The sequence below is a fragment of the Klebsiella sp. GW_Kp182 genome (assembly GCF_040062275.1).
Classification (GTDB): domain Bacteria; phylum Pseudomonadota; class Gammaproteobacteria; order Enterobacterales; family Enterobacteriaceae; genus Klebsiella; species Klebsiella michiganensis.
Genome location: NZ_JBEAFQ010000050.1, coordinates 1 through 23,533 on the forward strand (window position 1 = coordinate 1; position 23,533 = coordinate 23,533).

22 protein-coding genes are annotated in these 23,533 nt (G+C 56.3%); 5 read left to right on the forward strand and 17 right to left on the reverse strand.

Features of this window, described 5'->3' with window-relative positions:
• Positions 1-150: 150 nt before the first annotated feature.
• From hemG to pepQ, 4 genes are read right to left on the reverse strand one after another with little or no spacing between them, the layout of a single operon-like run.
• Positions 151-684, reverse strand: coding sequence for a menaquinone-dependent protoporphyrinogen IX dehydrogenase (hemG, locus tag ABLU88_RS21385; protein ID WP_025108385.1), 534 nt, complete (start codon positions 682-684; stop codon positions 151-153).
• Positions 685-695: 11 nt separating this feature from the next.
• Entirely contained in the window at positions 696-2,147 is a 1,452-nt protein-coding gene (gene trkH / locus ABLU88_RS21390; protein WP_004097624.1) for a Trk system potassium transporter TrkH, read from the reverse strand.
• Between the two features lie 41 nt (positions 2,148-2,188).
• Entirely contained in the window at positions 2,189-2,803 is a 615-nt protein-coding gene (locus ABLU88_RS21395) for an IMPACT family protein (RefSeq protein WP_014227487.1), read from the reverse strand.
• Positions 2,803-4,134: a Xaa-Pro dipeptidase gene (gene pepQ / locus ABLU88_RS21400; RefSeq protein WP_009652560.1), complete on the reverse strand. Its 1,332-nt coding sequence runs from the start codon at positions 4,132-4,134 to the stop codon at positions 2,803-2,805. The genes ABLU88_RS21395 and pepQ overlap by 1 nt, the downstream gene beginning before the upstream one ends.
• Before the next feature lie 191 nt (positions 4,135-4,325).
• On the opposite strand from pepQ, the gene fadB reads away from it, so the two are divergent.
• The 3 genes from fadB to ABLU88_RS21415 all read left to right on the forward strand — a co-directional run bounded on the left by fadB (position 4,326) and on the right by ABLU88_RS21415 (position 8,240).
• Entirely contained in the window at positions 4,326-6,515 is a 2,190-nt protein-coding gene (gene fadB / locus ABLU88_RS21405; RefSeq protein WP_042944072.1) for a fatty acid oxidation complex subunit alpha FadB, read from the forward strand.
• Positions 6,516-6,524: 9 nt separating this feature from the next.
• Positions 6,525-7,688, forward strand: coding sequence for an acetyl-CoA C-acyltransferase FadA (gene fadA, locus ABLU88_RS21410; protein ID WP_004097616.1), 1,164 nt, complete (start codon positions 6,525-6,527; stop codon positions 7,686-7,688).
• Between the two features lie 240 nt (positions 7,689-7,928).
• A complete protein-coding gene (locus ABLU88_RS21415) occupies positions 7,929-8,240 on the forward strand; it encodes a hypothetical protein (RefSeq protein ID WP_025108389.1) in 312 nt (103 codons plus the stop codon).
• Positions 8,241-8,284: 44 nt separating this feature from the next.
• Here the strand turns inward: ABLU88_RS21415 and fre are convergent, their stop codons facing one another.
• Positions 8,285-8,986, reverse strand: a complete 702-nt coding sequence (fre, locus tag ABLU88_RS21420; protein WP_014227484.1) for an NAD(P)H-flavin reductase — start codon at positions 8,984-8,986, stop codon at positions 8,285-8,287.
• Between the two features lie 54 nt (positions 8,987-9,040).
• Positions 9,041-10,510: a 4-hydroxy-3-polyprenylbenzoate decarboxylase gene (ubiD, locus tag ABLU88_RS21425; RefSeq protein WP_014227483.1), complete on the reverse strand. Its 1,470-nt coding sequence runs from the start codon at positions 10,508-10,510 to the stop codon at positions 9,041-9,043.
• A gap of 177 nt (positions 10,511-10,687) precedes the next feature.
• On the opposite strand from ubiD, the gene rfaH reads away from it, so the two are divergent.
• Positions 10,688-11,176: a transcription/translation regulatory transformer protein RfaH gene (gene rfaH, locus ABLU88_RS21430; RefSeq protein ID WP_004097595.1), complete on the forward strand. Its 489-nt coding sequence runs from the start codon at positions 10,688-10,690 to the stop codon at positions 11,174-11,176.
• Between the two features lie 6 nt (positions 11,177-11,182).
• On the opposite strand, the gene tatD is transcribed toward rfaH, so the two are convergent.
• The 9 genes from tatD to udp all read right to left on the reverse strand — a co-directional run bounded on the left by tatD (position 11,183) and on the right by udp (position 19,089).
• Complete coding sequence (gene tatD, locus ABLU88_RS21435) at positions 11,183-11,977, reverse strand: 3'-5' ssDNA/RNA exonuclease TatD (protein ID WP_162934418.1); 795 nt, start codon at positions 11,975-11,977, stop codon at positions 11,183-11,185.
• Positions 11,978-12,007: 30 nt separating this feature from the next.
• Positions 12,008-12,781 (reverse strand): Sec-independent protein translocase subunit TatC, encoded by a 774-nt coding sequence (tatC, locus tag ABLU88_RS21440; RefSeq protein ID WP_004097593.1) that lies wholly within the window; start codon positions 12,779-12,781, stop codon positions 12,008-12,010.
• Positions 12,782-12,783: 2 nt separating this feature from the next.
• Positions 12,784-13,323 carry a Sec-independent protein translocase protein TatB gene (tatB, locus tag ABLU88_RS21445; protein ID WP_014227481.1) on the reverse strand — a complete coding sequence of 180 codons (540 nt, stop codon included), beginning with the start codon at positions 13,321-13,323 and terminating at the stop codon, positions 12,784-12,786.
• A gap of 3 nt (positions 13,324-13,326) precedes the next feature.
• Complete coding sequence (gene tatA / locus ABLU88_RS21450; RefSeq protein WP_025108391.1) at positions 13,327-13,581, reverse strand: Sec-independent protein translocase subunit TatA; 255 nt, start codon at positions 13,579-13,581, stop codon at positions 13,327-13,329.
• Positions 13,582-13,658: 77 nt separating this feature from the next.
• Positions 13,659-15,299, reverse strand: coding sequence for a ubiquinone biosynthesis regulatory protein kinase UbiB (gene ubiB / locus ABLU88_RS21455; RefSeq protein ID WP_025108392.1), 1,641 nt, complete (start codon positions 15,297-15,299; stop codon positions 13,659-13,661).
• A complete protein-coding gene (locus ABLU88_RS21460; protein WP_014227479.1) occupies positions 15,296-15,901 on the reverse strand; it encodes an SCP2 domain-containing protein in 606 nt (201 codons plus the stop codon). Before ABLU88_RS21460 ends, ubiB begins: the two co-directional genes overlap by 4 nt.
• A gap of 13 nt (positions 15,902-15,914) precedes the next feature.
• Positions 15,915-16,670 (reverse strand): bifunctional demethylmenaquinone methyltransferase/2-methoxy-6-polyprenyl-1,4-benzoquinol methylase UbiE, encoded by a 756-nt coding sequence (gene ubiE, locus ABLU88_RS21465; protein WP_004097585.1) that lies wholly within the window; start codon positions 16,668-16,670, stop codon positions 15,915-15,917.
• A 70-nt stretch (positions 16,671-16,740) separates the two neighbouring features.
• On the reverse strand, positions 16,741-18,189 hold the full coding sequence (gene rmuC / locus ABLU88_RS21470; protein WP_046878124.1) for a DNA recombination protein RmuC: 1,449 nt from the start codon (positions 18,187-18,189) through the stop codon (positions 16,741-16,743).
• Between the two features lie 138 nt (positions 18,190-18,327).
• On the reverse strand, positions 18,328-19,089 hold the full coding sequence (gene udp, locus ABLU88_RS21475) for a uridine phosphorylase (RefSeq protein WP_004097583.1): 762 nt from the start codon (positions 19,087-19,089) through the stop codon (positions 18,328-18,330).
• Between the two features lie 267 nt (positions 19,090-19,356).
• On the opposite strand from udp, the gene ABLU88_RS21480 reads away from it, so the two are divergent.
• Positions 19,357-20,169: a dienelactone hydrolase family protein gene (locus ABLU88_RS21480; protein ID WP_004097582.1), complete on the forward strand. Its 813-nt coding sequence runs from the start codon at positions 19,357-19,359 to the stop codon at positions 20,167-20,169.
• A gap of 3 nt (positions 20,170-20,172) precedes the next feature.
• Here the strand turns inward: ABLU88_RS21480 and ABLU88_RS21485 are convergent, their stop codons facing one another.
• Together ABLU88_RS21485 and metE are read right to left on the reverse strand one after the other, a co-directional pair.
• Positions 20,173-20,862 (reverse strand): transporter substrate-binding domain-containing protein, encoded by a 690-nt coding sequence (locus ABLU88_RS21485; protein ID WP_025108394.1) that lies wholly within the window; start codon positions 20,860-20,862, stop codon positions 20,173-20,175.
• Between the two features lie 206 nt (positions 20,863-21,068).
• Positions 21,069-23,330, reverse strand: a complete 2,262-nt coding sequence (gene metE, locus ABLU88_RS21490) for a 5-methyltetrahydropteroyltriglutamate--homocysteine S-methyltransferase (protein ID WP_348837902.1) — start codon at positions 23,328-23,330, stop codon at positions 21,069-21,071.
• Positions 23,331-23,533 lie beyond the last annotated feature (203 nt).

Consider the following 23,533-nt stretch of genomic DNA (forward strand, 5'->3'; position numbering starts at 1 on the left):
CATCGCTGAATCCCGCTGACCCGGCGGGCTGTAAGCCGTTGTTCCGTGTCAGTGGGAGCGCATTATAGGGAGTAATTCCGAAGTGACAAGGGGAAATTTCAAAAAACTTTTCGTTCGCTCAACTTTCCATCACCAGGGTGATTTAACGCGCTATTTGCTGGTCATTTGCGCAATTTCCCGCGCAAATCTGCCCACCTGCTGCCAGTCGGTATACACCACTTCTTTAGTGACATCCGTTTCGCCGCCGGTCATCTTCATAATAAGGCGAATCATAAACCGATCGTACCAACGATAGCGTGGATAGCGGAGCGCGCCGGCAAACACCGCGCAGTGCTGCGGCTGCCACGGCGAGTTAAGCAGAAACTTGCGGGTGTAGCTGTTTGTCTGCGGCGTTCGTTTTTCTGGCTTACGCGCGACGAGGTTGACCGAGAAAAAGGCGCCCGGTAGCGCCTGCAGCGACTGAAGATGCGTTTTTACAAACCGTTCTAAGGCGGGATGAAAATGACCATAGCGGATTGATGCGCCGATGACGACACGATCGTATAAGGGCCACTCCACTTCATTGGTGCGGTTGAGATCGATCGTGTCCGCATCAATCCCCTGCTCTTTTAATTCAGATGCCAGATAGGAGGCGATTTCACGCGTCTGTCCGTCGCGGGTAGAAAAGAGAATCAAAGTTTTCACAGGCACTCCTGTTATTCGCGCCAGAAAGTCGGAGTAAATAGCACCAGCAAGGTGAACACTTCCAGACGACCAAACAGCATATTAGCAATCAAGATCCATTTTGCGACAGGGTTCATCGTCGCAAAGTTATCCGCCACAACGCCCAGCCCAGGGCCAAGGTTATTCAGCGTCGCAACGACCGAAGCAAAGGCCGAGAAATCATCCACGCCGGTGGCGATAATCGCCAGCATACTAATGATAAACACCAGCGCATAGGCGGAGAAGAATCCCCAGACGGCTTCCAGGATACGTTCCGGCAGCGCGCGGTTCCCCAGTTTAATACTGTATACCGCGTTAGGATGTACCAGCCGTTTAAGCTCACGGTTACCCTGCTTGAAAAGCAGAAGAATACGGATAACCTTCAAACCACCGCCAGTCGACCCGGCACAGCCGCCGATAAAAGCCGAACAGAGGAGGAGGACCGGTAAAAATAGCGGCCAGCGCGCAATGCTGTCGGTCGTGAAGCCCGCCGTTGTCGCCATCGATACAACCTGAAAGAACGCCTGATTCACCGTCATGAGCGCCGAACTGTAGACGTCATGCAGCCACAGCACCAGGGTACATACCACCACCAGCGTGAGCTGCACGCCGATGAACATGCGGAATTCGGGATCGCGCCAGTACACTTTCAGGCTACGCCCGCTGAGTAATGAAAAGTGCAGGCCGTAGTTACAGCCCGATATCAGCAAGAAAATCGCAATAATGGAGTTAATCGTTGGGCTATTAAAGTAGCCCACGCTGGCGTCATGGGTGGAGAATCCGCCAATCGCAATCGTCGAGAAACTGTGCCCGATGGCGTCGAACGCCGGCATGCCGGCAAACCACAGCGCCAGCGCACAGGCCACCGTCAGTAAGACATAGATAAGCCACAGCGTTTTCGCCGTCTCAGCAATGCGCGGCCGCATCTTGTTATCTTTCAGCGGCCCGGGCATTTCCGCCCGATACAGCTGCATCCCCCCGACGCCCAGTATCGGCAGTATCGCTACCGCCAGCACGATGATCCCCATCCCGCCAAACCATTGCAGCATCTGACGATAGAAAAGAATGGCGTGGGGTAACGAATCTAACCCAACCAGCGTGGTTGCCCCGGTCGTTGTCAGACCCGAGAAGGATTCAAAGAAGGCATCCGTAATGCTCAGGTTGGGCTGTTCAGAGAAGATAAAGGGCAGCGAACCGACGCTTCCGAGCACCGTCCAGAACAGCACGACGATGAGAAACCCTTCGCGGGATTTCAGTTCCCCCTTCTCACGACGGTTGGGCCACCACAGCAGCGAACCGATCGCCAGGGCAACGAAAAAGGTCTGGGTAAACGCCCGCCCCGCACCATCGCGATATATCAGGGCTATTAATCCCGGGAGGATCATTGTCCCCGAAAACAAAATGACCAGCAGTCCAACGATTCGGGTTATCGCGCGAAAATGCATCTCTGGCGCTTCCTTTGATATGCAAAAAAATCAGGTGGGGATTATTCGTCAATCTTCAGTAATTGCAACGAACCGCGACTAAAATCAGCCAGTTTTGCTGAAAATAGCGCCACTTCAGCCTGAGGAAGCGCCACGCGCAGCTGAACAGACGCTTGATATTCGCTTTCGACAATTTTCCCTGAGAACTGAGCCAACAGCGTTTCAATCCCGGCCAACTGCCCGTATTCACACTGCAAAGTATACGCGGTCAGCGGCGTCTTGCGCTGTGTTGTCAGCAGCGCAAGCGCCTGGTGCACACCGCCGCCGTACGCTTTGACCAGGCCGCCGGTGCCCAGCAGAATACCACCGTAGTAGCGCACGACGACAGCGGTTATCTCGCCGACGCCGCTACCCATCAGCTGCGCCAGCATCGGTTTACCCGCCGTCCCCGCCGGTTCGCCATCGTCGGAAAACCCCAGCTGCTGCGAGTCATTCGGAGGCCCGGCGACCCACGCCACGCAGTGGTGACGGGCATCCGGGTGATCCGCCCTGACTGACTCGACAAACGCCTTTGCCGCCGCTACGCCGTCGGTGTGCGCCAACAGCGTGATAAAGCGGCTCTTTTTGATCTCTTCCACAAAGGTGGCCGGCGCGGCCGGTATCAACCAGCTTTCCATTACGCCAGTTTCAGATCGCGCGTCATGTTTTCAATACTGTTTTCGTGGATCACGACGTTGTCTTCAATACGAATACCGCCAAACGGTTTCAGCGCTTCAATTTTCTGCCAGTTGAAGTGTTTGCTGAACTGCCCTTCGCGCCACGGCGCCAGCAGCGATTCAATAAAGTAGATTCCCGGTTCAATCGTCAATACCATCCGCGGCTGCAGTACGCGCGTGCAGCGCAGGTAAGGATATTTTGCCGGCGCGGCCAGATGGGTACCCGAATCATCCTGCATAAAACCCGCGACATCATGAACCTGCAGACCTAAAGGATGACCAATGCCGTGCGGCATAAACGGTCCGGTCAGGTCGTTTTCCACCATTGCTTCTTCGCTCATATCTTTGACTATCTGATGTTTGCGCAGCAGTTTGGCAATACGCTGATGGAACTGGACATGATAATCCACGTAGCTCACGCCCGCCTTCATGGTGCTAATCAGCGCCAGCTGTTCCTCATTAACGTCTTTAATCAGTTGAGCATAGTCACTATCGCCATGCGCCGCCCAGGTACGCGTCAGATCCGCCGCATAGCCGTTATATTCCGCGCCCGCATCCAGCAGGAAGCTGCGCAATTCCGCCGGCGCGCGATGATCCAGCTTCGTGTAATGCAGCACGGAGGCATGTTCGTTCAGCGCCACAATGTTGCTGTACGGTACATCGGTGTCGCGATGGCCGGTCGCGGTCAGATAGGCCTGGTTGATATCAAACTCGCTCATCCCGGAGAGGAACGCTTCATGAGCGGCCTGATGACCGTTAACCGCTGACTTCTGCGCTTCGCGCATGCAGGCCAGCTCATAGTCAGTTTTATAAGAGCGATAGTAGTGCAGATAATCGATCGCCCCTTTCGGGTTGATTTTATCCGCCGCGATATCTAACCCCAACGCACGTTCCGGCACCGGCCCGATATAGGCAATATTGCCGCGCGCGGCGGGCAGCTGGCTGCCGATACCATCCGCTTTCGGCAGGGCAATCACATCCACCTCTTCGGTCCAGAATGAGGTCGGCAGCGGTTCCACGTTATGCCAGTAGTCGACCGGCAGATAGAACCACAGTTTGGGTTTATTGACGCCGTCCACCAGCAGCCAGCAGTTAGGGACCTGCGTAACCGGCACCCAGGCTTTGAACTGGGGATTGACCTTGAACGGATACGGATGATCGTCAAGGAAGACGTTGACCAGTTCACCGGAGTGGATCAGCAGGGCATCCAGCTTAAAGCGGGCCAAAACATCGCGGGTGCGTTCTTGTAAGGTAACGATATGATTTTTATAGAGACCGGCAAGGGATTCCATCATTTATCCTTTGATTTTATGAGATCGTGATGCTTCGCATCTTAGCACAATGACCTCAAACGGGGTGATCTCTACCGGGTGTGATCCGACCAGCATTTATTTAAAGTCTTATTTGCAATTTCTTAACATAAAATCCACACTCCGTCTCATCTGGTACGACCAGATCATATTGCTGGATTCAGGAGACTGACATGCTCTACAAAGGCGACACCCTGTACCTCGACTGGCGGGAAGACGGCATTGCCGAACTGGTATTTGATGCCCCCGGCTCGGTCAACAAGCTCGATACCGCAACCGTAGCCAGCCTCGGTGAAGCGCTGGACGTACTCGAAAAACAAAAAGATCTGCAAGGGCTGCTGCTACGCTCCGAGAAAGCCGCTTTTATTGTCGGCGCGGATATCACCGAATTTCTTTCTCTGTTCCTGGTTCCCGAAGAACAGCTCAGCCAGTGGCTGCATTTCGCTAATAGCGTATTTAATCGCCTGGAAGATTTGCCGGTTCCGACCATCTCCGCCGTCAACGGCTATGCGTTGGGCGGCGGCTGCGAATGCGTGCTGGCGACCGATTATCGCCTGGCGACGCCGGATCTGCGCATTGGTCTGCCGGAAACGAAGCTGGGCATCATGCCGGGCTTTGGCGGCTCGGTGCGGATGCCGCGGATGCTTGGCGCGGACAGCGCGCTGGAAATCATTGCCGCCGGTAAAGACGTTGGCGCCGAACAGGCCTTAAAAATCGGCCTCGTCGATGGCGTGGTTAAGCATGAAAAACTGATCGATGGCGCGGTCGCGATTCTGCGTCAGGCTATTAAAGGCGACCTGGACTGGAAGGCGAAGCGCCAGCCGAAGCTGGAGCCGCTGCATCTGAGTAAAATTGAAGCCGCGATGAGTTTTACCATCGCCAAAGGCATGGTGGCGCAAACCGCCGGGAAGCACTACCCGGCCCCGATTACCGCCGTTAAAACCATCGAAGCCGCCGCCCGCTTTGGCCGCGAAGAAGCGCTGGATCTGGAAAATAAAAGTTTCGTCCCGCTGGCGCATACCAACGAGGCGCGTGCGCTGGTAGGTATCTTCCTTAACGATCAGTACGTCAAAGCAAAAGCGAAGAAGCTGACGAAAGATATCGACACGCCAAAACACGCGGCCGTGCTGGGCGCGGGAATTATGGGCGGCGGCATTGCATACCAGTCAGCCTGGAAAGGCGTGCCGGTCGTCATGAAAGATATCAACGACAAATCGCTGACGCTGGGCATGACCGAAGCGGCCAAGCTGCTGAATAAACAGCTTGAGCGCGGCAAAATCGACGGTCTTAAGATGGCTGGCGTCATTTCTACTATTCAGCCAACCCTGGATTACGCCGGCTTTGAACGCGTGGACGTCGTGGTCGAAGCCGTTGTTGAGAATCCGAAAGTGAAAAAAGCGGTGCTGGCGGAAACGGAAGACAAAGTCCGCCCGGATACCGTGCTGGCTTCGAATACCTCCACCATTCCCATCAGCGAGTTGGCCAGCGTACTGAAGCGCCCGGAAAACTTCTGCGGTATGCACTTCTTTAACCCGGTGCACCGGATGCCGCTGGTCGAGATCGTTCGCGGCGAGAAAAGCTCGGACGAAACCATTGCGAAAGTGGTCGCCTGGGCCAGCAAAATGGGCAAAACGCCGATTGTGGTCAACGACTGCCCCGGTTTCTTTGTTAACCGCGTGCTGTTCCCCTACTTCGCCGGTTTCAGCCAGCTGCTGCGCGACGGCGCGGACTTCCGCAAAGTCGATAAAGTGATGGAGAAGCAGTTTGGCTGGCCGATGGGCCCGGCCTATCTGCTGGACGTCGTTGGCATTGATACCGCGCATCACGCGCAGGCGGTCATGGCGGCGGGCTTCCCGCAGCGGATGCAGAAAGATTATCGCGATGCGATCGATGCGCTGTTCGACGCTAACCGTTTCGGCCAGAAAAATGGCCTCGGCTTCTGGCGCTACAAAGAAGACAGTAAAGGTAAGCCGAAGAAGGAAGAGGATACCGCAGTCGATAGCCTGCTGGCGGAAGTCAGCCAGCCGAAGCGTGATTTCAGCGATGAAGAGATTATCGCCCGCATGATGATCCCCATGGTCAACGAAGTGGTGCGCTGTCTCGAAGAGGGCATTATCGCCACCCCGGCAGAAGCCGATATGGCGCTGGTTTATGGCCTGGGCTTCCCTCCGTTCCACGGCGGCGCGTTCCGCTGGCTGGATACGCTCGGTAGCGCAAAATATCTCGATATGGCCCAGCAGTATCAGCATCTCGGCCCGCTATACGACGTGCCGGAAGGATTGCGCAGCAAAGCGCGTCATAACGAACCGTACTATCCACCGGTTGAGCCTGCCCGTGCGCCAGGCGACCTGAAAAAGGCTTAAGGAGTCACAATGGAACAGGTTGTCATTGTCGATGCAGTTCGTACCCCGATGGGCCGTTCAAAGGGCGGCGCCTTTCGCCACGTGCGCGCAGAAGATCTCTCCGCGCACCTGATGCGTAGCCTGCTTTCACGCAACCCATCCCTTGAAGCCAGCACGATTGACGATATTTACTGGGGCTGCGTTCAGCAGACTCTGGAACAGGGCTTCAATATTGCCCGCAACGCGGCGCTGCTGGCGGAAATCCCGCATTCGGTACCCGCCACCACGGTCAATCGGCTGTGCGGTTCTTCCATGCAGGCGCTTCACGACGCGGCACGCATGATCATGACCGGCGACGCCAGCGTATGCCTGATTGGCGGCGTAGAGCATATGGGCCACGTCCCGATGAGCCACGGCGTAGATTTCCATCCGGGCCTGAGCCGTAACGTCGCCAAAGCCGCCGGAATGATGGGGCTGACGGCAGAAATGCTGGCGCGCCTGCACGGCATCAGCCGCGAGATGCAGGACCAGTTTGCGGCTCGCTCCCACGCCCGCGCCTGGGCCGCGACGCAATCCGGCGCATTCAAAGCGGAAATTGTCCCGACCGGCGGTCACGACGCCGACGGCGTGCTGAAGTCTTACAGCTACGACGAAGTGATTCGCCCGGAGACAACGGTTGAAGCGCTGGCCGCGCTTAGACCCGCTTTCGATCCGGTAACCGGAACCGTGACGGCGGGAACCTCATCCGCCCTCTCCGATGGCGCCGCAGCCATGCTGTTAATGAGCGAAAGCCGCGCCCGCGAACTGGGCCTGAAGCCCCGCGCTCGCGTGCGTTCGATGGCTGTCGTCGGCTGCGACCCGTCAATAATGGGCTATGGTCCGGTTCCCGCGTCAAAACTGGCGCTGAAAAAAGCCGGGCTCTCCACCAGCGATATCGATGTGTTCGAAATGAACGAAGCTTTTGCCGCGCAGATCCTGCCGTGCATTAAAGATCTGGGGCTGATGGAACAGATCGACGAGAAGATCAACCTCAACGGCGGCGCGATCGCCCTGGGTCATCCGCTCGGCTGTTCCGGCGCGCGCATTAGTACCACATTGATCAACCAGATGGAGCGCAAAGACGCGCAGTTCGGCCTGGCGACGATGTGTATTGGTTTAGGTCAGGGTATCGCGACGGTATTCGAGCGGGTTTAATCAAAGAGTCATCTCAAAGCCATTGGTGCCAGAACAAGGCGGCAAGTGAATGAATCCCGATGAGCTTACATATAGTAAGTGATTCGGGTGAATGAATGCAGCCAACGCAGTTATGGTGACAATGGCGAAGAGAGAGGGCTTAGTTGCCGTTCTTCCCGCCTGTCAGGGGCGGGTTTTTTATTTCCGCTATTCGGTTATTATCACCGGATACGTCACGCTCATTAAGGATAATGAAGAGTCATGAAAATAATCCCCATCATTTTTTTGCTAACGACGTTCCCTGCCGCAGCGCTCGCCAGCGAACAGGATAACGCTCAGGCCTGCCTCTCATGGGGGATCGGTAAAATGGCGCAGGATCCGCAAAGCGAGCGGTTCAAGGATCTGACCGTCACCGATATCACTACCGAACGCTATGATGAGAAGATAGGCAGCCAGCATATCGCGACGCAGCTAGCCGCCACGCTGGAAAAAGAAGGGAACCCGGTAGGGAAAATGCTCTGTTTGCTGGAAAACGAGCGACCGCTGTACGTTTACTTCAGCGATGCCCGGTAACAACAGCATCCGGGCCAAAAGCCCGGATGCCGGCAGAGCGGCTATCAGATAAACGCAAAGGCATCGCCAAACAGGCGATCTTCGCGCGCGCCGCGCTCGTTGCAGAACAGGTCGCGGGCAATTTTCGCCATCTCGAAGCGGCCAGCGATATAGATATCATGCTCGCCCAGCGTACCGTAATCCTGCAGAACCGCCGTGAGTACGGTTCCGGTACGGCCACGCCACTCGGCGTCAGGCTGCTCAACAACGGGTTCGACGCGCAGGCCCGGATGCTGCAGGCTTAACGCTTCGAGCTCGGCCAGGTCATAGAGATGTTTCGCTTCGCGCCCGCCCCAGTAGATGGCGATATCGCGATTCGGATTGCGCGCCAGCGCGGTGAGCAGAATCGAACGCACGTAAGAGAAGCCCGTTCCCCCGGCGATTAAAATCAGCGGGCGTTCTTCGTCATCGCGCAGCCAGGCTTCGCCATGCGGCATATCGACCTCGATTTGACGCTCTTTCAGGATCCGATCCATCACTGCCATCGCATACAGATTAAGTTCAGATGCACCGATATGCAGCTCGATAAACTCCTGTTCCGACGGCGTGGAGGCCATCGAGAATGGGCGCTTATCGCGTTCGTCCATCACGACCATCAGATACTGACCGGCACGGAAGGAAAACGCCGCTTCCGGCACTAATCGAACGCGATACACAGTATCGGTAATCGCCTCCACTGAGGTCACTTTACAGCTTAAGGTTGTCATGCGTCCCCTCTGTCGGGTCTATTGTGCAAAACAGCGGCGTAGCCCCGCTTACTGTTATTTGAAGATAGCCAGTTCATCCCAGATGGCGTCGACGCGCGCCGTCACCTCAGGATCTTTCTTGATCGGACGACCCCACTCGCGCTGGGTCTCTCCAGGCCATTTATTTGTGGCATCCAGCCCCATTTTTGAACCCAAACCGGAAACCGGTGAGGCAAAATCCAGATAATCAATTGGCGTATTTTCTACCAGTACCGTATCACGCGCCGGGTCCATACGGGTAGTAATCGCCCAAATCACATCATTCCAGTCGCGCGCGTTGACATCGTCATCGCAGACAATAACGAACTTGGTATACATGAACTGGCGGAGGAACGACCAGACGCCCATCATGACGCGTTTCGCGTGACCGGCGTACTGCTTCTTCATCGTGACGACCGCCAGGCGATAGGAACAGCCTTCAGGCGGCAAATAGAAATCCACGATTTCAGGAAACTGCTTTTGCAGAATGGGGACGAACACTTCGTTCAGCGCAACGCCCAGTACCGCCGGCTCATCCGGCGGGCGCCCGGTATAGGTCGAGTGATAGATGGCATCTTCACGCTGAGTAATGTGGGTAACGGTAAAGACCGGGAAGTTATCCACTTCATTGTAGTAGCCAGTATGGTCGCCATAGGGGCCTTCCGGCGCCATTTCTCCGGCTTCAATATACCCTTCCAGCACGATCTCCGCGCTGGCGGGCACCTCAAGATCGTTAGAGATGCACTTCACGACTTCGGTTTTGGTGCCGCGCAGTAGCCCGGCAAAAGCATATTCGGAAAGAGTATCCGGAACCGGAGTCACCGCCCCGAGAATGGTTGCCGGATCGGCGCCCAGCGCGACGGAGACCGGGAAACGCTCGCCAGGACGCGCCGCGCACCACTCCTGGAAGTCCAGCGCGCCGCCGCGATGCGATAGCCAGCGCATAATCAGCTTGTTCTTGCCAATCAGCTGCTGGCGATAAATGCCCAGATTCTGCCGCTCTTTATGCGGGCCGCGGGTCACCGTCAGACCCCAGGTGATCAGCGGCGCGGCATCTTCCGGCCAGCAGGTCATGATCGGGATACGAGTCAAATCAACTTCATCACCCTGAATGATTTTTTGCTGGCACGGCGCTCCGCGCAGACGCTTAGTCGGCATATTCAGCACCTGTTTGAACTGCGGCAGCTTATCAAACAGATCGCGGAAGCCTTTTGGGGGTTCCGGCTCTTTCAGGAATGCCAGAAGCTTACCCACTTCCCGCAGAGAACTGACATCCTCCTGCCCCATCCCCAGCGCGACTCGCCGCGGCGTGCCGAAAAGATTACACAGCACCGGCATGGCGTAGCCCTTGGGATTTTCGAATAGCAGCGCCGGACCGCCAGCTCGCAAAGTGCGGTCGGCAATTTCGGTGATTTCCAGGTGAGGATCGACCGGCAGGGAGATCCGTTTCAATTCCCCCTGCTGCTCCAGTAATGTCAGAAATTCGCGTAGATCGTGGTATTTCATGGAGTTGTTATTGACCTCTATACAGGCGGGTGATTATACGGCGTTCGCCGGAGCTATGCTGTATTTTTGTTAAATTAGCGTGAAAGAACGCTGAAATTTAGTTTTCACCCGCAATGATTTCGCGATCGTACCGGGCTTTTGTTATGCTTGCAGCTAGTAGCATTGGAAAGAGTCATTATGCAAGCCTGGTACTTACTTTATTGCAAACGTGGGCAGCTTGAACGAGCCCAGGAACACCTTGAACGGCAGGCCGTCAATTGCCTGATGCCAACGATCGAGCTGGAAAAAATCGTCCGCGGTAAACGCACGACGGTCAGCGAGCCCCTGTTCCCAAATTATCTGTTTATCGAGTTCGACCCGGAAGTGATTCATACCACTACCATCAGCGCCACGCGCGGTGTGAACAGTTTTGTGCGTTTCGGCGCGCTGCCCGCTATCGTGCCATCTGCCGTCATTCATCAGCTTTCCATCTACAAACCGGAAGGTATCACCGATCCTGAAACGCCGCACGAAGGCGACAGCGTGCTGATTACCGATGGCGCTTTTGAGGGTCTGCAGGCTATTTTTACCGAACCGGACGGCGAAGCCCGCTCGATGCTGCTGCTGAATCTGCTTAACAAGCAGGTGCTCCAGAGCGTTAAAAATACTGACTTTTATAAAATCTGACGGCGCTTAAAAACCCACGCCAAAAAGTCTTCTGACGTTAGCATCAGTCACGTCTTCCAGCCATTGCGCCTCCTCCCCACGCCATTGCGCGATGCGGGTCAGAATATGCGGCAGGTAGGCGGGCTCATTGCGGCGAGAAGCGGGTTTTGGCAGCATATCTCGCGGCAACAGGTACGGCGCATCGGTCTCAATCAGCAGGCGCTCTGCCGGAATATCGACCAGCAGCTCTCGCAGCTCCAGCCCCCGACGCTCATCGCATACCCAGCCGGTGATACCAATAAATAAACCGTGCTCCACGCATTCGCGCATCTCTTCGCGGCTACCGGTAAAACAATGCACAACGGCCCCCGGGAGCTTATCAAGCCAGGGCACCAGCAGGGCCAGGAAGCGCTCGTGCGCATCGCGGCAGTGCAGAAATACCGGCATCGACAGCTCCGCGGCCAGCGCCAGCTGAGCGCTAAACGCCGCTTCTTGCTCCTGAGGCGTCGAAAAATTGCGGTTGAAATCCAGCCCGCACTCACCCACCGCAACGACTTCCGGCTCGCGAGCCAGCGCATAGACCGCTGCCGCCGCCGAGTCCGTCCAGCTGCGACTGTCGTGGGGATGAACGCCGGCCGTTGACCAGCACCCGGAATAACGGCGCGCCAGCTGCTGCGCCTGCGCGCTTTCATGCAGGTTGGTTCCCGTCAATAGCATCCCGCTGACGCCCGCCGCCCGGGCCCGGGAAACCACCTCGTCGCGATCGCGGGAAAACTGCGAACTGGTCAGATTTACGCCGATATCAAACATCATCGCTCCCATACGGCAACCGCCCTGGCGGGCGGTTGAACGTTATTCTTCTTTGCCCTGCGCCTCTTCGGCAGCGGCATCCTCATCACGCGTCAGGCGTTTACCGGTGTAGAACCGCGCGAAGAAGACCCCGACCTCAAACAGACAGTACATCGGAATCGCCAGCAGGGTTTGCGAGAACACGTCCGGCGGGGTCAGCAGCATCCCGACAACGAATGCGCCAACCAGTACGTAGGGGCGTTTCTTACGCAGGTCGTCCGGCGTGGTGACGCCCATCCAGCACAGCAGGACTATGGCCACCGGAACCTCGAATGAGACGCCAAAGGCGATAAACAGCGCCATCACAAAGTCGAGGTAGCTGCGAATATCGGTAGAGACCTGTACGCCTTCCGGCGCCGCGTGGGTCAGAAAACCAAACGCCAGCGGGAAAACGACGAAGTAGGCAAAGGCCATGCCGATATAGAACAGCAGCGTACTGGAGACCAGCAGCGGCATAACCAGCCGACGTTCATGCTTATACAGCGCTGGCGCCACAAAGGCCCAGACCTGATACAAAATGACCGGGACCGACAAAATTATCGATACCATAAAGGTCAGCTTGATCGGCGTGAAGAAAGGCGAGGCCACATCCGTGGCAATCATGGTCGCACCGACCGGCATCTGCCGAATCAGCGGCGCGGAAACCAGCTGATAGATATCGTTGGCGAAATAGACTAACGCCAGGAAAATCACCAGAATCGCAAGAATGCTGTTGATCAAGCGCTTGCGCAGCTCAATCAGATGCGTAATTAGCGGTTGAGTATCGTCTACGCCCATTTTTACTGTTTATCACTCGGTACAGGGGAGGAGGAATCGGAAGCCGACACGGCAGCTTTCACTTTCGCTGCCGGGATTTCACTCTGCGAAGCGGGGAGTTCTTCAGACACGGAGTCAGGCGCATGCTCTGGCGCACTGGCCTGATGTTCAGCCGTCGCTGGCGTCACGTCCTTGCGCTGCTCTTCACTCCCTTTTACGACCGGGTTGTGAATGGTATTGGCTTCGTCGCTGGCTTTTTCAGGATCGTGGGCGGAGTAGGATCGCTTCATAGATTCAGCCGCTTCACGCAGTTCATCCATTGAAGCTTTTAGCTCGGGCGTCAGGTTGTCCAGGCTGGCCTTTTCCACCTTTTTAAGGCTTTCCTGAAACTCCTGCAGTTTTAATTCCTGGGTAATTTCATTTTGTACGGTAGCCGCAAGCGACCGCAGCGTGCGGATCCAGCTCACCACCGTCTTTACCGCTACCGGTAGTCGCTGTGGCCCCAGAACGATGAGGCCAATCACGAATACCAGCAGCAGCTCACTAAAACCGATATCGAACACGAATTACACCTGCTCTTTGTCGTGGCGTTTAGTCTCGTCTTTCTTTGCATCATCCGGCTTATCAGCAAGGGTCTTCGCCGCGAAATCTGCATCCGGCGCGGAGGATTTTTCCGGTTTCTCTTCGTCGCTCATGGCCTTTTTAAAGCCTTTGATCGACGCCCCTAAATCTGAACCGAGCGAGCTCAGCTTTTTTGTCCCAAAAAGCAGAACCACGATGACGACAACAATGAGTAACTGCCAAATACTGATACCACCCATACACATTCCCCTATGACAGATGATGAATTATTAGGACGCATTATACACATTATGCGCAGTGATAAAGGCGGCCGCCGTCAGTTCGTCTTTCGCCAGCCGATAAGCCAGGTTACGACCCCAGCGGCCATCAGCCAGCCTGGCATCATGCCCCACTCGGGACGATGAATGAATAGCAGCGTACCACTCAGTAATAAAACCGCGCCTATACCGAACAAATAGCGGGACTGACCCTGGCGCACGTGCCGCACCTGGATGTCGCGCACGATGGTATCGACGCTATTCTGCAGCTGCTTGCTTTGCTGCAGGCTCTGGTAAACCAGCTCAGGTATTTCCGGCATTCTTTCGATCCAGAACGGCGCTTTTTCTTTAAACGCCCGCACCAGAGCCGGAATGCCCACCTGATCTTTGATCCACGATTCAAGGAACGGTTTCGCCGTTTTCCACAAGTCTAACTGAGGATAGAGCTGGCGACCTACACCTTCTACGTAAAGTAATGTCTTCTGCAGCAGAACCAGCTGCGGCTGCACTTCCATATTGAAACGTCGCGCCGTATTAAACAGGTTCAACAACACGTGGCCAAACGAGATTTCCGCCAGCGGTTTTTCAAAGATAGGCTCGCAGACGGTACGAATAGCAAACTCGAACTCTTCGACGTTGGTATCCGCGGGAACCCAGCCGGAATCAACGTGCAGCTCCGCAACTTTGCGATAATCGCGGTTGAAGAAGGCAATGAAGTTCTCCGCCAGATAGCGCTTATCTTCTTTGTTCAGCGAACCGACAATACCGCAGTCAATACCAATGTACTGCGGATCTTCCGGATGATGACGGCTGACAAAAATATTGCCCGGATGCATGTCGGCATGGAAGAAGCTGTCGCGGAAAACCTGCGTAAAGAAGACCTGCACGCCACGCTCGGCCAGCAGCTTCATGTTAGTCCCCTGCGCTTCCAGCGCGGCGACATCGGACACCGGGATCCCGTAAATCCGCTCCATCACCATCATGCCTTCGCTACAGTAGTCCGAATAAACTTCCGGGACATAAAGCATTGGGCTCTCGTCGAAGTTACGGCGAAGCTGGATAGCGTTAGCCGATTCACGCAGCAGGTTGAGCTCATCCAGCAGCGTTTTTTCATATTCGCGAACCACTTCCTGCGGGCGAAGACGACGGCCGTCCGGTAACAGACGCGGCACCCAGCGGGCAAGACGGTAGATGAGCTTCATATCCGCTTTGATAACCGGCACGATATCCGGGCGGATCACCTTAATGACCACCTCTTTGCCGTTCTCTTTCAGACGCGCGGTATGCACCTGGGCAATAGAAGCGGAAGCGAGAGGTTCAACAGAGAAGTCATCAAACCAGGCTTCTACCGGCAGGCCGCCCATGGCTTGCTCAATCTGCTTTTTGGCCTGCAGACCGTCAAAGGGCGCGACGCGATCCTGCAGCATGGCCAGCTGATCGGCAATGTGCGGCGGAAACAGGTCGCGACGGGTCGAGAGCATCTGACCAAACTTGATCCACACCGGCCCCAGTTCTTGTAATGCGAGGCGCAGTCGCTCGCCAAGAGGACGATCTTTATGGCGGTTGGGCATCCAGAACAGCATCCGCCGCCAGATTCGCAGCGGCAGCGTGATACGCATTTTGGGAATGAGCTCATCAAGCCCGTAGCTCAAAAAGGTGTGGACGATAAAATACAGGCGCCGTAATTCTCCTGGCGTCATTTGCCCTCCAGCGTGTCCAGCCGTTTTTCCAGCGCGGCCAGGGTTCGTTCTACCGCAGCGGTTTCCTCTGCAAACCAGGCCAGCTCCAGCGGCCCCGGCGCCAGGCGCCACTCTTCGGTAATCGCTTCCGCGACATAGCGCTGTTGGCGTTGAGCGCCATGCAGAAGAAAGCGAGCGCCGCCGCGGAATACTTTACTAAAGCCTTCCGCAACCACATCACCGGTATACGGGGCAAGCAGTTCAGCCGGATCGAACTCTGCCAGATCGCACAGCGTGACGGTATTTTGCACCACCTGCAGGTCGCCCTGCACTTCAAGATCGCCGCTACGAATCAGCGCGGTAAGCTGCTGGCGATTGCGCAATTGCGGAAGCACGCTAAGGCGGGTACGTACGGTGCAATCAGCCTCACCTTCCCACGCGCCCAGCACGTCCAGCTGACGTTCGCTAAAAACCAGCACCACAGGATCGGAAAGCTCTTGCAGCTCGATGCGCAGCACTTTCCCCAGCAGGCGCTGGCGCGCGGGTTTCAGCGCCCGATCGCGCCAGAGGAAGGTGTTAAGGACCGTCTCAAGACCGGCGGTAACCAGTGGTTTGAAAGGCATAGCGTCCCTCCTGTCAGAACTTATATCCGCGGTGTAGCGCAACGATACCTGCCGTCAGGTTGTAGTAGTCGACGCTTTCAAACCCTGCGTCCTGCATCATGCCTTTCAGCGTGTCCTGATCGGGATGCATTCGAATAGATTCAGCAAGATAACGGTAGCTTTCGGCATCTTTAGCAACCAGCTCACCCACGCGCGGCAGGATATGGAAGGAATAGGCGTCGTAGGCTTTACTGAGCGGCTCAATAATCGGTTTTGAGAATTCCAGCACCAGCAGGCGGCCGCCCGGCTTTAATACGCGATACATTGAGCGCAGCGCTTTTTCTTTGTCGGTCACGTTACGCAGACCGAAAGAAATCGTAATGCAATCAAAGGTGTTGTCTGCAAAAGGCAGCGCTTCAGCGTTTGCCTGGACGTATTCCACGTTGCCGACAATACCAATGTTACGCAGCTTTTCGCGGCCCATTTTCAGCATAGAGTCGTTGATGTCCGCCAGCATCACGCGGCCGGTTTCACCCACCAGGCGAGAGAATTTCGCCGTCAGATCGCCGGTACCACCAGCCAGATCCAATACGGTTTGCCCGCGGCGGACGCCGCTGCAGTCGATGGTGAAACGCTTCCACAAACGATGAATACCGAACGACATCAGGTCGTTCATTACGTCATATTTTGCGGCCACAGAATGAAATACATGCGCCACCATGTCAGCTTTCTGCTCTTTGGCGACAGTCTGAAAGCCAAAATGCGTCGTTTCTTGTGAATCCTCAACCATCTCAATGCCTGCTTGCTTATCAAGAAAATGTTCGTTGAGTGTAACAGGTTTAGCGCACTTCCCATACGCTTCAACGTGGCCGGGAGCCGCCCCCAAACATGGCAGTAGCCGTAGGATCGGATGAAATATCGTTATCTTCCGGCGGGTTACCCCCCTGCGCAAGGCGGTATTCTTCATCCTGGGCCGTCGCCTGTTCAACTAACTCAGGATTAATCTCACGCTTAACCTCCACGCCCAGCTCACGGAATGATTCCGCCTGTACCAGCAGGTTACCTCGTCCGGAGGCGAGCTTTTTCATCGCCTGGCGGTAGTTATCCTGAGCTTTATCCAGGCCCTGTCCGATGGCGGACATATCATCGACAAACAGGCGCATCTTGTCATACAGCCGCCCCGCTCTTTCGGCAATTTTCTGCGCGTTACGGCTCTGATGCTCATAGCGCCAGAGATTGGCGATAGTCCGCAGCGCCACCAGCAGCGTGGTTGGGCTCACCAGCATGATGTTGTTCTTCAGCGCTTCGCTAATGAGTTCTGGCTGACGATCGATAGCCAGCAGGAAGGCGGGCTCCACCGGGATAAACATCAGAACGTAGTCGAGCGAACGCAGCCCCGGCAGCTGCTGGTAGTCTTTACGCCCCAGCAGGCGCATATGGTTGCGTACCGAAGCGATATGCTCCTGCAGCGCCGCTTCACGGGTGTAATCATCTTCGGCGTTGAAATAGCGCTCATAGGCCACCAGGGTCATCTTGGCATCGATCACCACGTCTTTCCCCTGCGGTAAACGGACAATCACATCGGGCTGCATCCGCGCGCGGTTGTCCGTTTCGATGCTGACCTGGGTCTGATATTCATATCCTTCCCGCAGTCCGGACGCTTCCAGCACGCGGGTCAACACCACCTCGCCCCAGTTGCCCTGGGTTTTGTTATCGCCTTTGAGCGCGCGCGTCAGGTTTAGCGCCTCCTGGGCCATTTGCGCATTCAGCTGCTGAAGATTGCGGATTTCATGGGCCAGAGTATGGCGCTCCCGCGCTTCCTGACCAAAGCTATCCTGCACCTGCCGACGAAAGCCATCCAGTTGTTCGCGAAGCGGGGTCAGCAGGCCGTGCAGGCTCTGGCGATTCTGCTCATCCACCCGCCGGTTGCTGTGCTCAAAAATACGGTTCGCCAGATTCTCAAACTGTTCGCTAAGACGCTGCTCGCTGTTAACCATCTGGCGAATTTTGTCTTCCGCATGCAGCTGAGTGGATTCAAGTCGGGTGGTCACTTCGCGAAGATCGGCTTCCAGCGAGGCGTTGATATCGCGCAGGCTGCGCAGTTCGTTATTGAGCAGTTCACACTCTTCTCGCCAGTGTGACTCCTGCACCAGACGTTGGCGGGCCGCGCTCAGCTCAATATCCAGCTCGCGCCGCTCATCGATAAGATCGGCGCGAATTTGATCGGCGTGCGCTTTGGTCGCCAGCCAGCCGACAATCAGCCCGACGGCCAGCGCCACAACGGCACTAATAATAATTGAGATATCCACAACGCCCCCTGCGGCAACGACTTACGGCACAAAATAGAATTGTGCTGTACAAACGTCCAGTTTGAAAGGGTTTTCCTGCGAGGCGCTACGCAAAAAAGAAGGGCCGGAGAGTCCGACCCCTGGCAGAAGAAAGGGTAACTACAGCAGGCGGCGCGCCGCTTCCACGACAATTTTCACCGCGTGGCTTTCGGTTTGCTTCATGGTTTCCGCGTTCGGAATTTCCTGCTGGGTACGGTTGACGATAACTCCGGCAACCATCCCGGCGCGCAGGCCCTGGCTGGCGCACATCGTCAGCAGCGTGGCGGATTCCATTTCATAGTTCATCACGCCCATCGCCTGCCACTCTTCCATCGAGCCTTTAAAACGGCTAACAACGCGGCCGGAGAAGGTATCGTAACGTTCCTGGCCCGGATAGAAGGTGTCGGAAGAGGCGGTGACACCGATATGGGTGGTCGCGCCGATAGACTTCGCCGCTTCAACCAGCGCGGTAGTACATTCAAAGTCAGCCACCGCCGGGAACTCCATTGGCGCAAAGTGCAGGCTTGCGCCGTCCAGACGGACGGACGCGGTCGTCACCAGAACGTCGCCGACATTAATATGCGGCTGAATGGCGCCGGTGGTACCGATGCGCAGGAAGGTACGGATGCCCAGCTGGGCCAGCTCTTCCACGGCGATAGAGGTCGATGGGCCGCCGATACCGGTAGAGCAGACAATCACTGCTTTACCATCCAGCTCAGCGCGCCAGGTGGTGAATTCACGGTGAGATGCCAGCTTAACCGGCTTATCCATCAGCGCGGCGATCTTTTCCACACGCTCCGGATCGCCAGGGACGATAGCCAGCGTAGCCCCTTGTAAATCGTTTTTGGTGAGGCCGAGATGAAAAACATCAGACTTGGACATAAAAAACTCCTCTGTGGGTCGAATTATCAGCAGAAGCAAAACGGTACTTTACAGAAGCTGTCGGCTCAATTTTGTGACCACAATCACCATGAATGAAATTCATTGCAATAACTTTCCATAAAAGAGTGATATACATCACATTAACAAGCTAAATCGCAGAAGCCTGAACAAAAGATAGCCTGTTTCGGGCACTGTGTTTGGTTAACGTCCTGTCCAGAGCAGCTATAGTTATTGATGCGCTAATAAATTGAGGGTACGGAGAATACCATGACGACAATTAAGCAAACCGGCTTTGCACCTGCAGCCACGCCGCACGCCTCAACTGCCGTTCACACATCAGATGAGAACATCGTCTCCGGGGAGACATCCATCCCTTCACAGGGAGATAACATGCCGGCGTTCCATGCTCGCCCGCGCGGCGTCGACGGTCCGCTGCCGGTCGTTATCGTGGTCCAGGAAATTTTCGGCGTGCATGAACATATCCGCGATATCTGCCGCCGTCTGGCAAAGGAGGGGTATCTGGCTATCGCACCGGAGCTCTACTTCCGCCAGGGCGATCCTAATGATTACAGCGACATCCCTTCTCTGTTCCAGGGACTGGTCAAAAAGGTGCCGGATTCTCAGGTTCTGGCCGACCTCGATCACGTGGCCAGTTGGGCCTACCGCCACGGCGGCGATGCCCATCGCTTGCTGATTACCGGCTTCTGCTGGGGCGGGCGTATTACCTGGCTGTACGCTGCGCATAATCCGCAGTTAAAAGCCGCCGTCGCCTGGTACGGCAAGCTGGTCGGCGAGAAAACGCTGAATTCGCCGAAGCATCCGGTCGATATTGCCGTCGATCTTAACGCGCCGGTGTTAGGGCTTTATGGCGCGAAAGATGACAGCATCCCGCAGGACACGGTGGAAACGATGCGTCAGGCGCTGCGGGCGGCCAACGCCACGGCGGAAATCGTGGTTTACCCGCACGCCGACCACGCTTTTAATGCCGACTATCGCGCCAGCTATCATGAAGAGTCGGCAAAAGACGGCTGGCAGCGGATGCTGGCCTGGTTTGCGCAGTATGGCGGTAAGCGCGGTTAACGATCAGCTATTGCCGATATGGCGGCTCACCATCCCGGCAATAGTACCGTCCGCTATCCAGGAAGAGAGGCGGCGGCAAATAAATTCATAGTGCTGCGTCGCATTGCGCGGTACGCATATCGCCTGGTGTATCTGGCTAAAGCTGTCGGGCAGAACGCGAAACTGCGGATTCTCCTGCGCGGCTTTCTCCAGAGGCTGGCGAATACCGGCCACCCAATCGCCTTCGCCGTTGATAAACGCCTGAATAGCCTCCTGTGAGGTGGCGTACTGGCGCATCGTCGCATGCTGCAGCGTGCGAATCAGATACAGCTCGTAGGCCGCGCCTTTGCCCACGTTAATTACCACGCCTGCGCGGTCCATCTCCTGAACCGATTGAATCTGGCTCTCTTTTTTCACCATCAGCGAGCTTTCGATAGTGACGTAGGATGGCGTAAAGCGAAGCTTATCTTCCCGCGCCGGGTCGATAGCCAGAAAGGCGATATCCCATTGATCCTGCAGCGCCGCGTCCACTACCTGCCCGGCCGTCGGCCAGGTCACAAACCGCGCTTCGCGCTGGCTCTCTGCAGCCAGTTTCTTTGCCAGCTCGACGGTAATCCCCCCCGGAGACCCATCCGGCAGCAGTGTCGTAAGCACCGGATTACCCAGATTAATGGCAAAACGCAAATACCCTTTTTGATCGTGGTGTTCAATCATCTTTCACCTCAGGAGAGTTATCACAGCTTCGGTTCAGGGAACGCTTAACTGTAGTCAAAGACATCCGTCCTGAGCAACAGCCGGGAGCGGGTGGACGTTATCCAGACGCTGCCGCTTCACGCCGAACAGTTCTTCACATTCGGTTTTGCCAGCGAAGAGAAGAAACCAAAAAAGGAGGCCGGGGCCTCCCACAAGTGTGATTTATATTACGCCTGGCGCAGGTTTTGCGCGGCCTTGACCATGTTGGCCAGCGCGGCGCGCGTTTCCGTCCAGCCGCGGGTTTTCAGGCCGCAGTCCGGGTTCACCCACAGGCGCTCTGCCGGGATACGCTGCGCGGCTTTTTCCAGCAGCGCTTCAATCCACTCCACGCTCGGCACGTTCGGGGAGTGAATGTCGTACACGCCCGGCCCGATTTCATTCGGGTAGTCGAACGCTTCGAACGACTCCAGCAGCTCCATATCAGAGCGCGAGGTTTCGATGGTAATCACGTCCGCATCCAGCGCGGCGATGGAATCCATGATGTCGTTGAACTCGCAATAGCACATATGGGTGTGGATCTGCGTGTCGTCTTTCGCCACCGCGGCATTGATGCGGAAAGCTTCCACCCCCCATGCCAGATACGCATCCCAATCGCTACGCTTCAGCGGCAGGCCTTCCCGCAGGGCCGGTTCGTCGATCTGGATGATACCGATACCGGCGGCTTCCAGATCCGCCACTTCATCGCGCAGCGCGAGGGCTATCTGTTTCGCAATCGTTTCACGGCTGACGTCCTCACGCGGGAAGGACCAGCAAAGAATGGTCACCGGGCCGGTCAGCATGCCTTTTACCGGTTTGTCGGTCAGGGACTGAGCGTATTTTGCCCACTCGACGGTGATCGCCTCCGGGCGGCTGATATCGCCGATGACCACCGGCGGTTTGACGCAGCGGGAGCCGTAGCTCTGTACCCAGCCGTTCTGCGTGAAAATAAAGCCGTCCAGGTGTTCGCCGAAGTATTCCACCATATCGTTACGCTCGGCTTCACCGTGTACCAGCACGTCCAGCCCCAGTCGCTCCTGCTCAACGATCGCCTGCTTAATGTGTTCGGCGATGCCGGTGCGGTAACGGTTAGCGTCGAGATTTCCCTTTTTGAAGTCCAGACGCAGGCCGCGGATCTCGGTGGTCTGGGGGAAGGAGCCGATGGTGGTGGTTGGCCAGGCCGGCAGCTTAAAGCGGGCGCGCTGCGCTTCGGCGCGAACTTCGTAGACGCTTTGGCGCTGGCTGTCCTGAGCGGTAATGGCCGCCAGACGCTTCTCTACCGCAGCGTTGTGCACGCGGGTTGACTGGCGACGTGCCTGGATCGGCGCGCTCCAGTCAGCAATCTCCGCGGTGTCGCCGCTGTTCAGCGCATCGCGCAGCAGCGCCAGCTCCCGGCATTTTTGCAGGGCGAAGGCAAACCAGCTCTTCACTTCGGCATCGAGCCGCGTTTCCACGTTCAGATCGATCGGGCTGTGCAGCAGGGAGCAGGAAGAGGCTACCCACAGTTCACGTTTGCCGACGATATCTTTAACCTGCGCGTATTTCTCGCTCAGATCGGCGCGCCAGACGTTGCGGCCGTTGATCAGCCCCGCGGAGAGCAGCCAGTCGGCAGGCAGGCGCTTATGCAGTTCGGCGACATCGTCCTGGCCGTGGACCAGATCCACATGCAGGCCCTGTACCGGCAGTGCGGTAATGGTGTCGAGGTTATCGGTAATGCCTTCAAAGTAGGTAGTCAGCAGCAGCTTAAGCTGACCGCTAAGGGCCGCGTAAGCCGGTTTGAAGGCATCCAGCCACGCCTGCGGCAGCTCGAGCACCAGCGCCGGTTCATCAATCTGCACCCACTCAACGCCGCGTTTTACCAGCTCCGCCAGCACCTGCTGGTAAACCGGCAGAATATCGTGCAGCAGGTTCAGACGATCGAACGACTCGCCTTTCACCTTACCAAGCCACAGATAGGTGACTGGCCCAAGTAGAACGGGCTTCACTTTGTGGCCCAGCGCCAGCGCTTCGTCCACCTCATCCAACAGCTGGGTCCAGCTCAGTTTGAACTGCTGGCCCTTCACAAATTCCGGCACTATGTAGTGGTAGTTAGTGTTAAACCATTTGGTCATTTCCGCCGCCGCGGCCGGTTCGCCGGTCGGCGCGCGGCCGCGGCCTATGCGAAAAAGGGTATCGATATCAACGGAGCCGTCTTTGTTCTGATGACGAGCCGGCACGTTGCCAAGCCACAGGCTGGTGGTCAGAACATGGTCGTACCAGGCGAAATCGCCCACCGGTAGCAGGTCAATGCCCGCCTGCTTCTGCTGTTCCCAGTGGCGAGCGCGCAGTTCGCGGCCAACGGCCAGCAGTTCTTCGCGGCTGGTATTGCCCGCCCAGTAGCTTTCTTGCGCTTTCTTCAGCTCGCGGCGCAGGCCAATGCGAGGGAAACCGAGGGTGTGGTTAATAATTGTCATTTTTTGAGCCTCATAATTGCAATCCGAAAGATTTCGGATTTAGGGAAGGCGGCAAACTTGCTCATCCCCAGGAGCTTACTGAAGTAAGTGACTGGGGTGAGGAAGTGCAGCCAACGCTGCCATAAATTCGAAAGATAAAGGATTTAGACGTCCAGATGTTTACACATCCATAATTGGCAGTTACTGTATATTCCTCAAGCGCA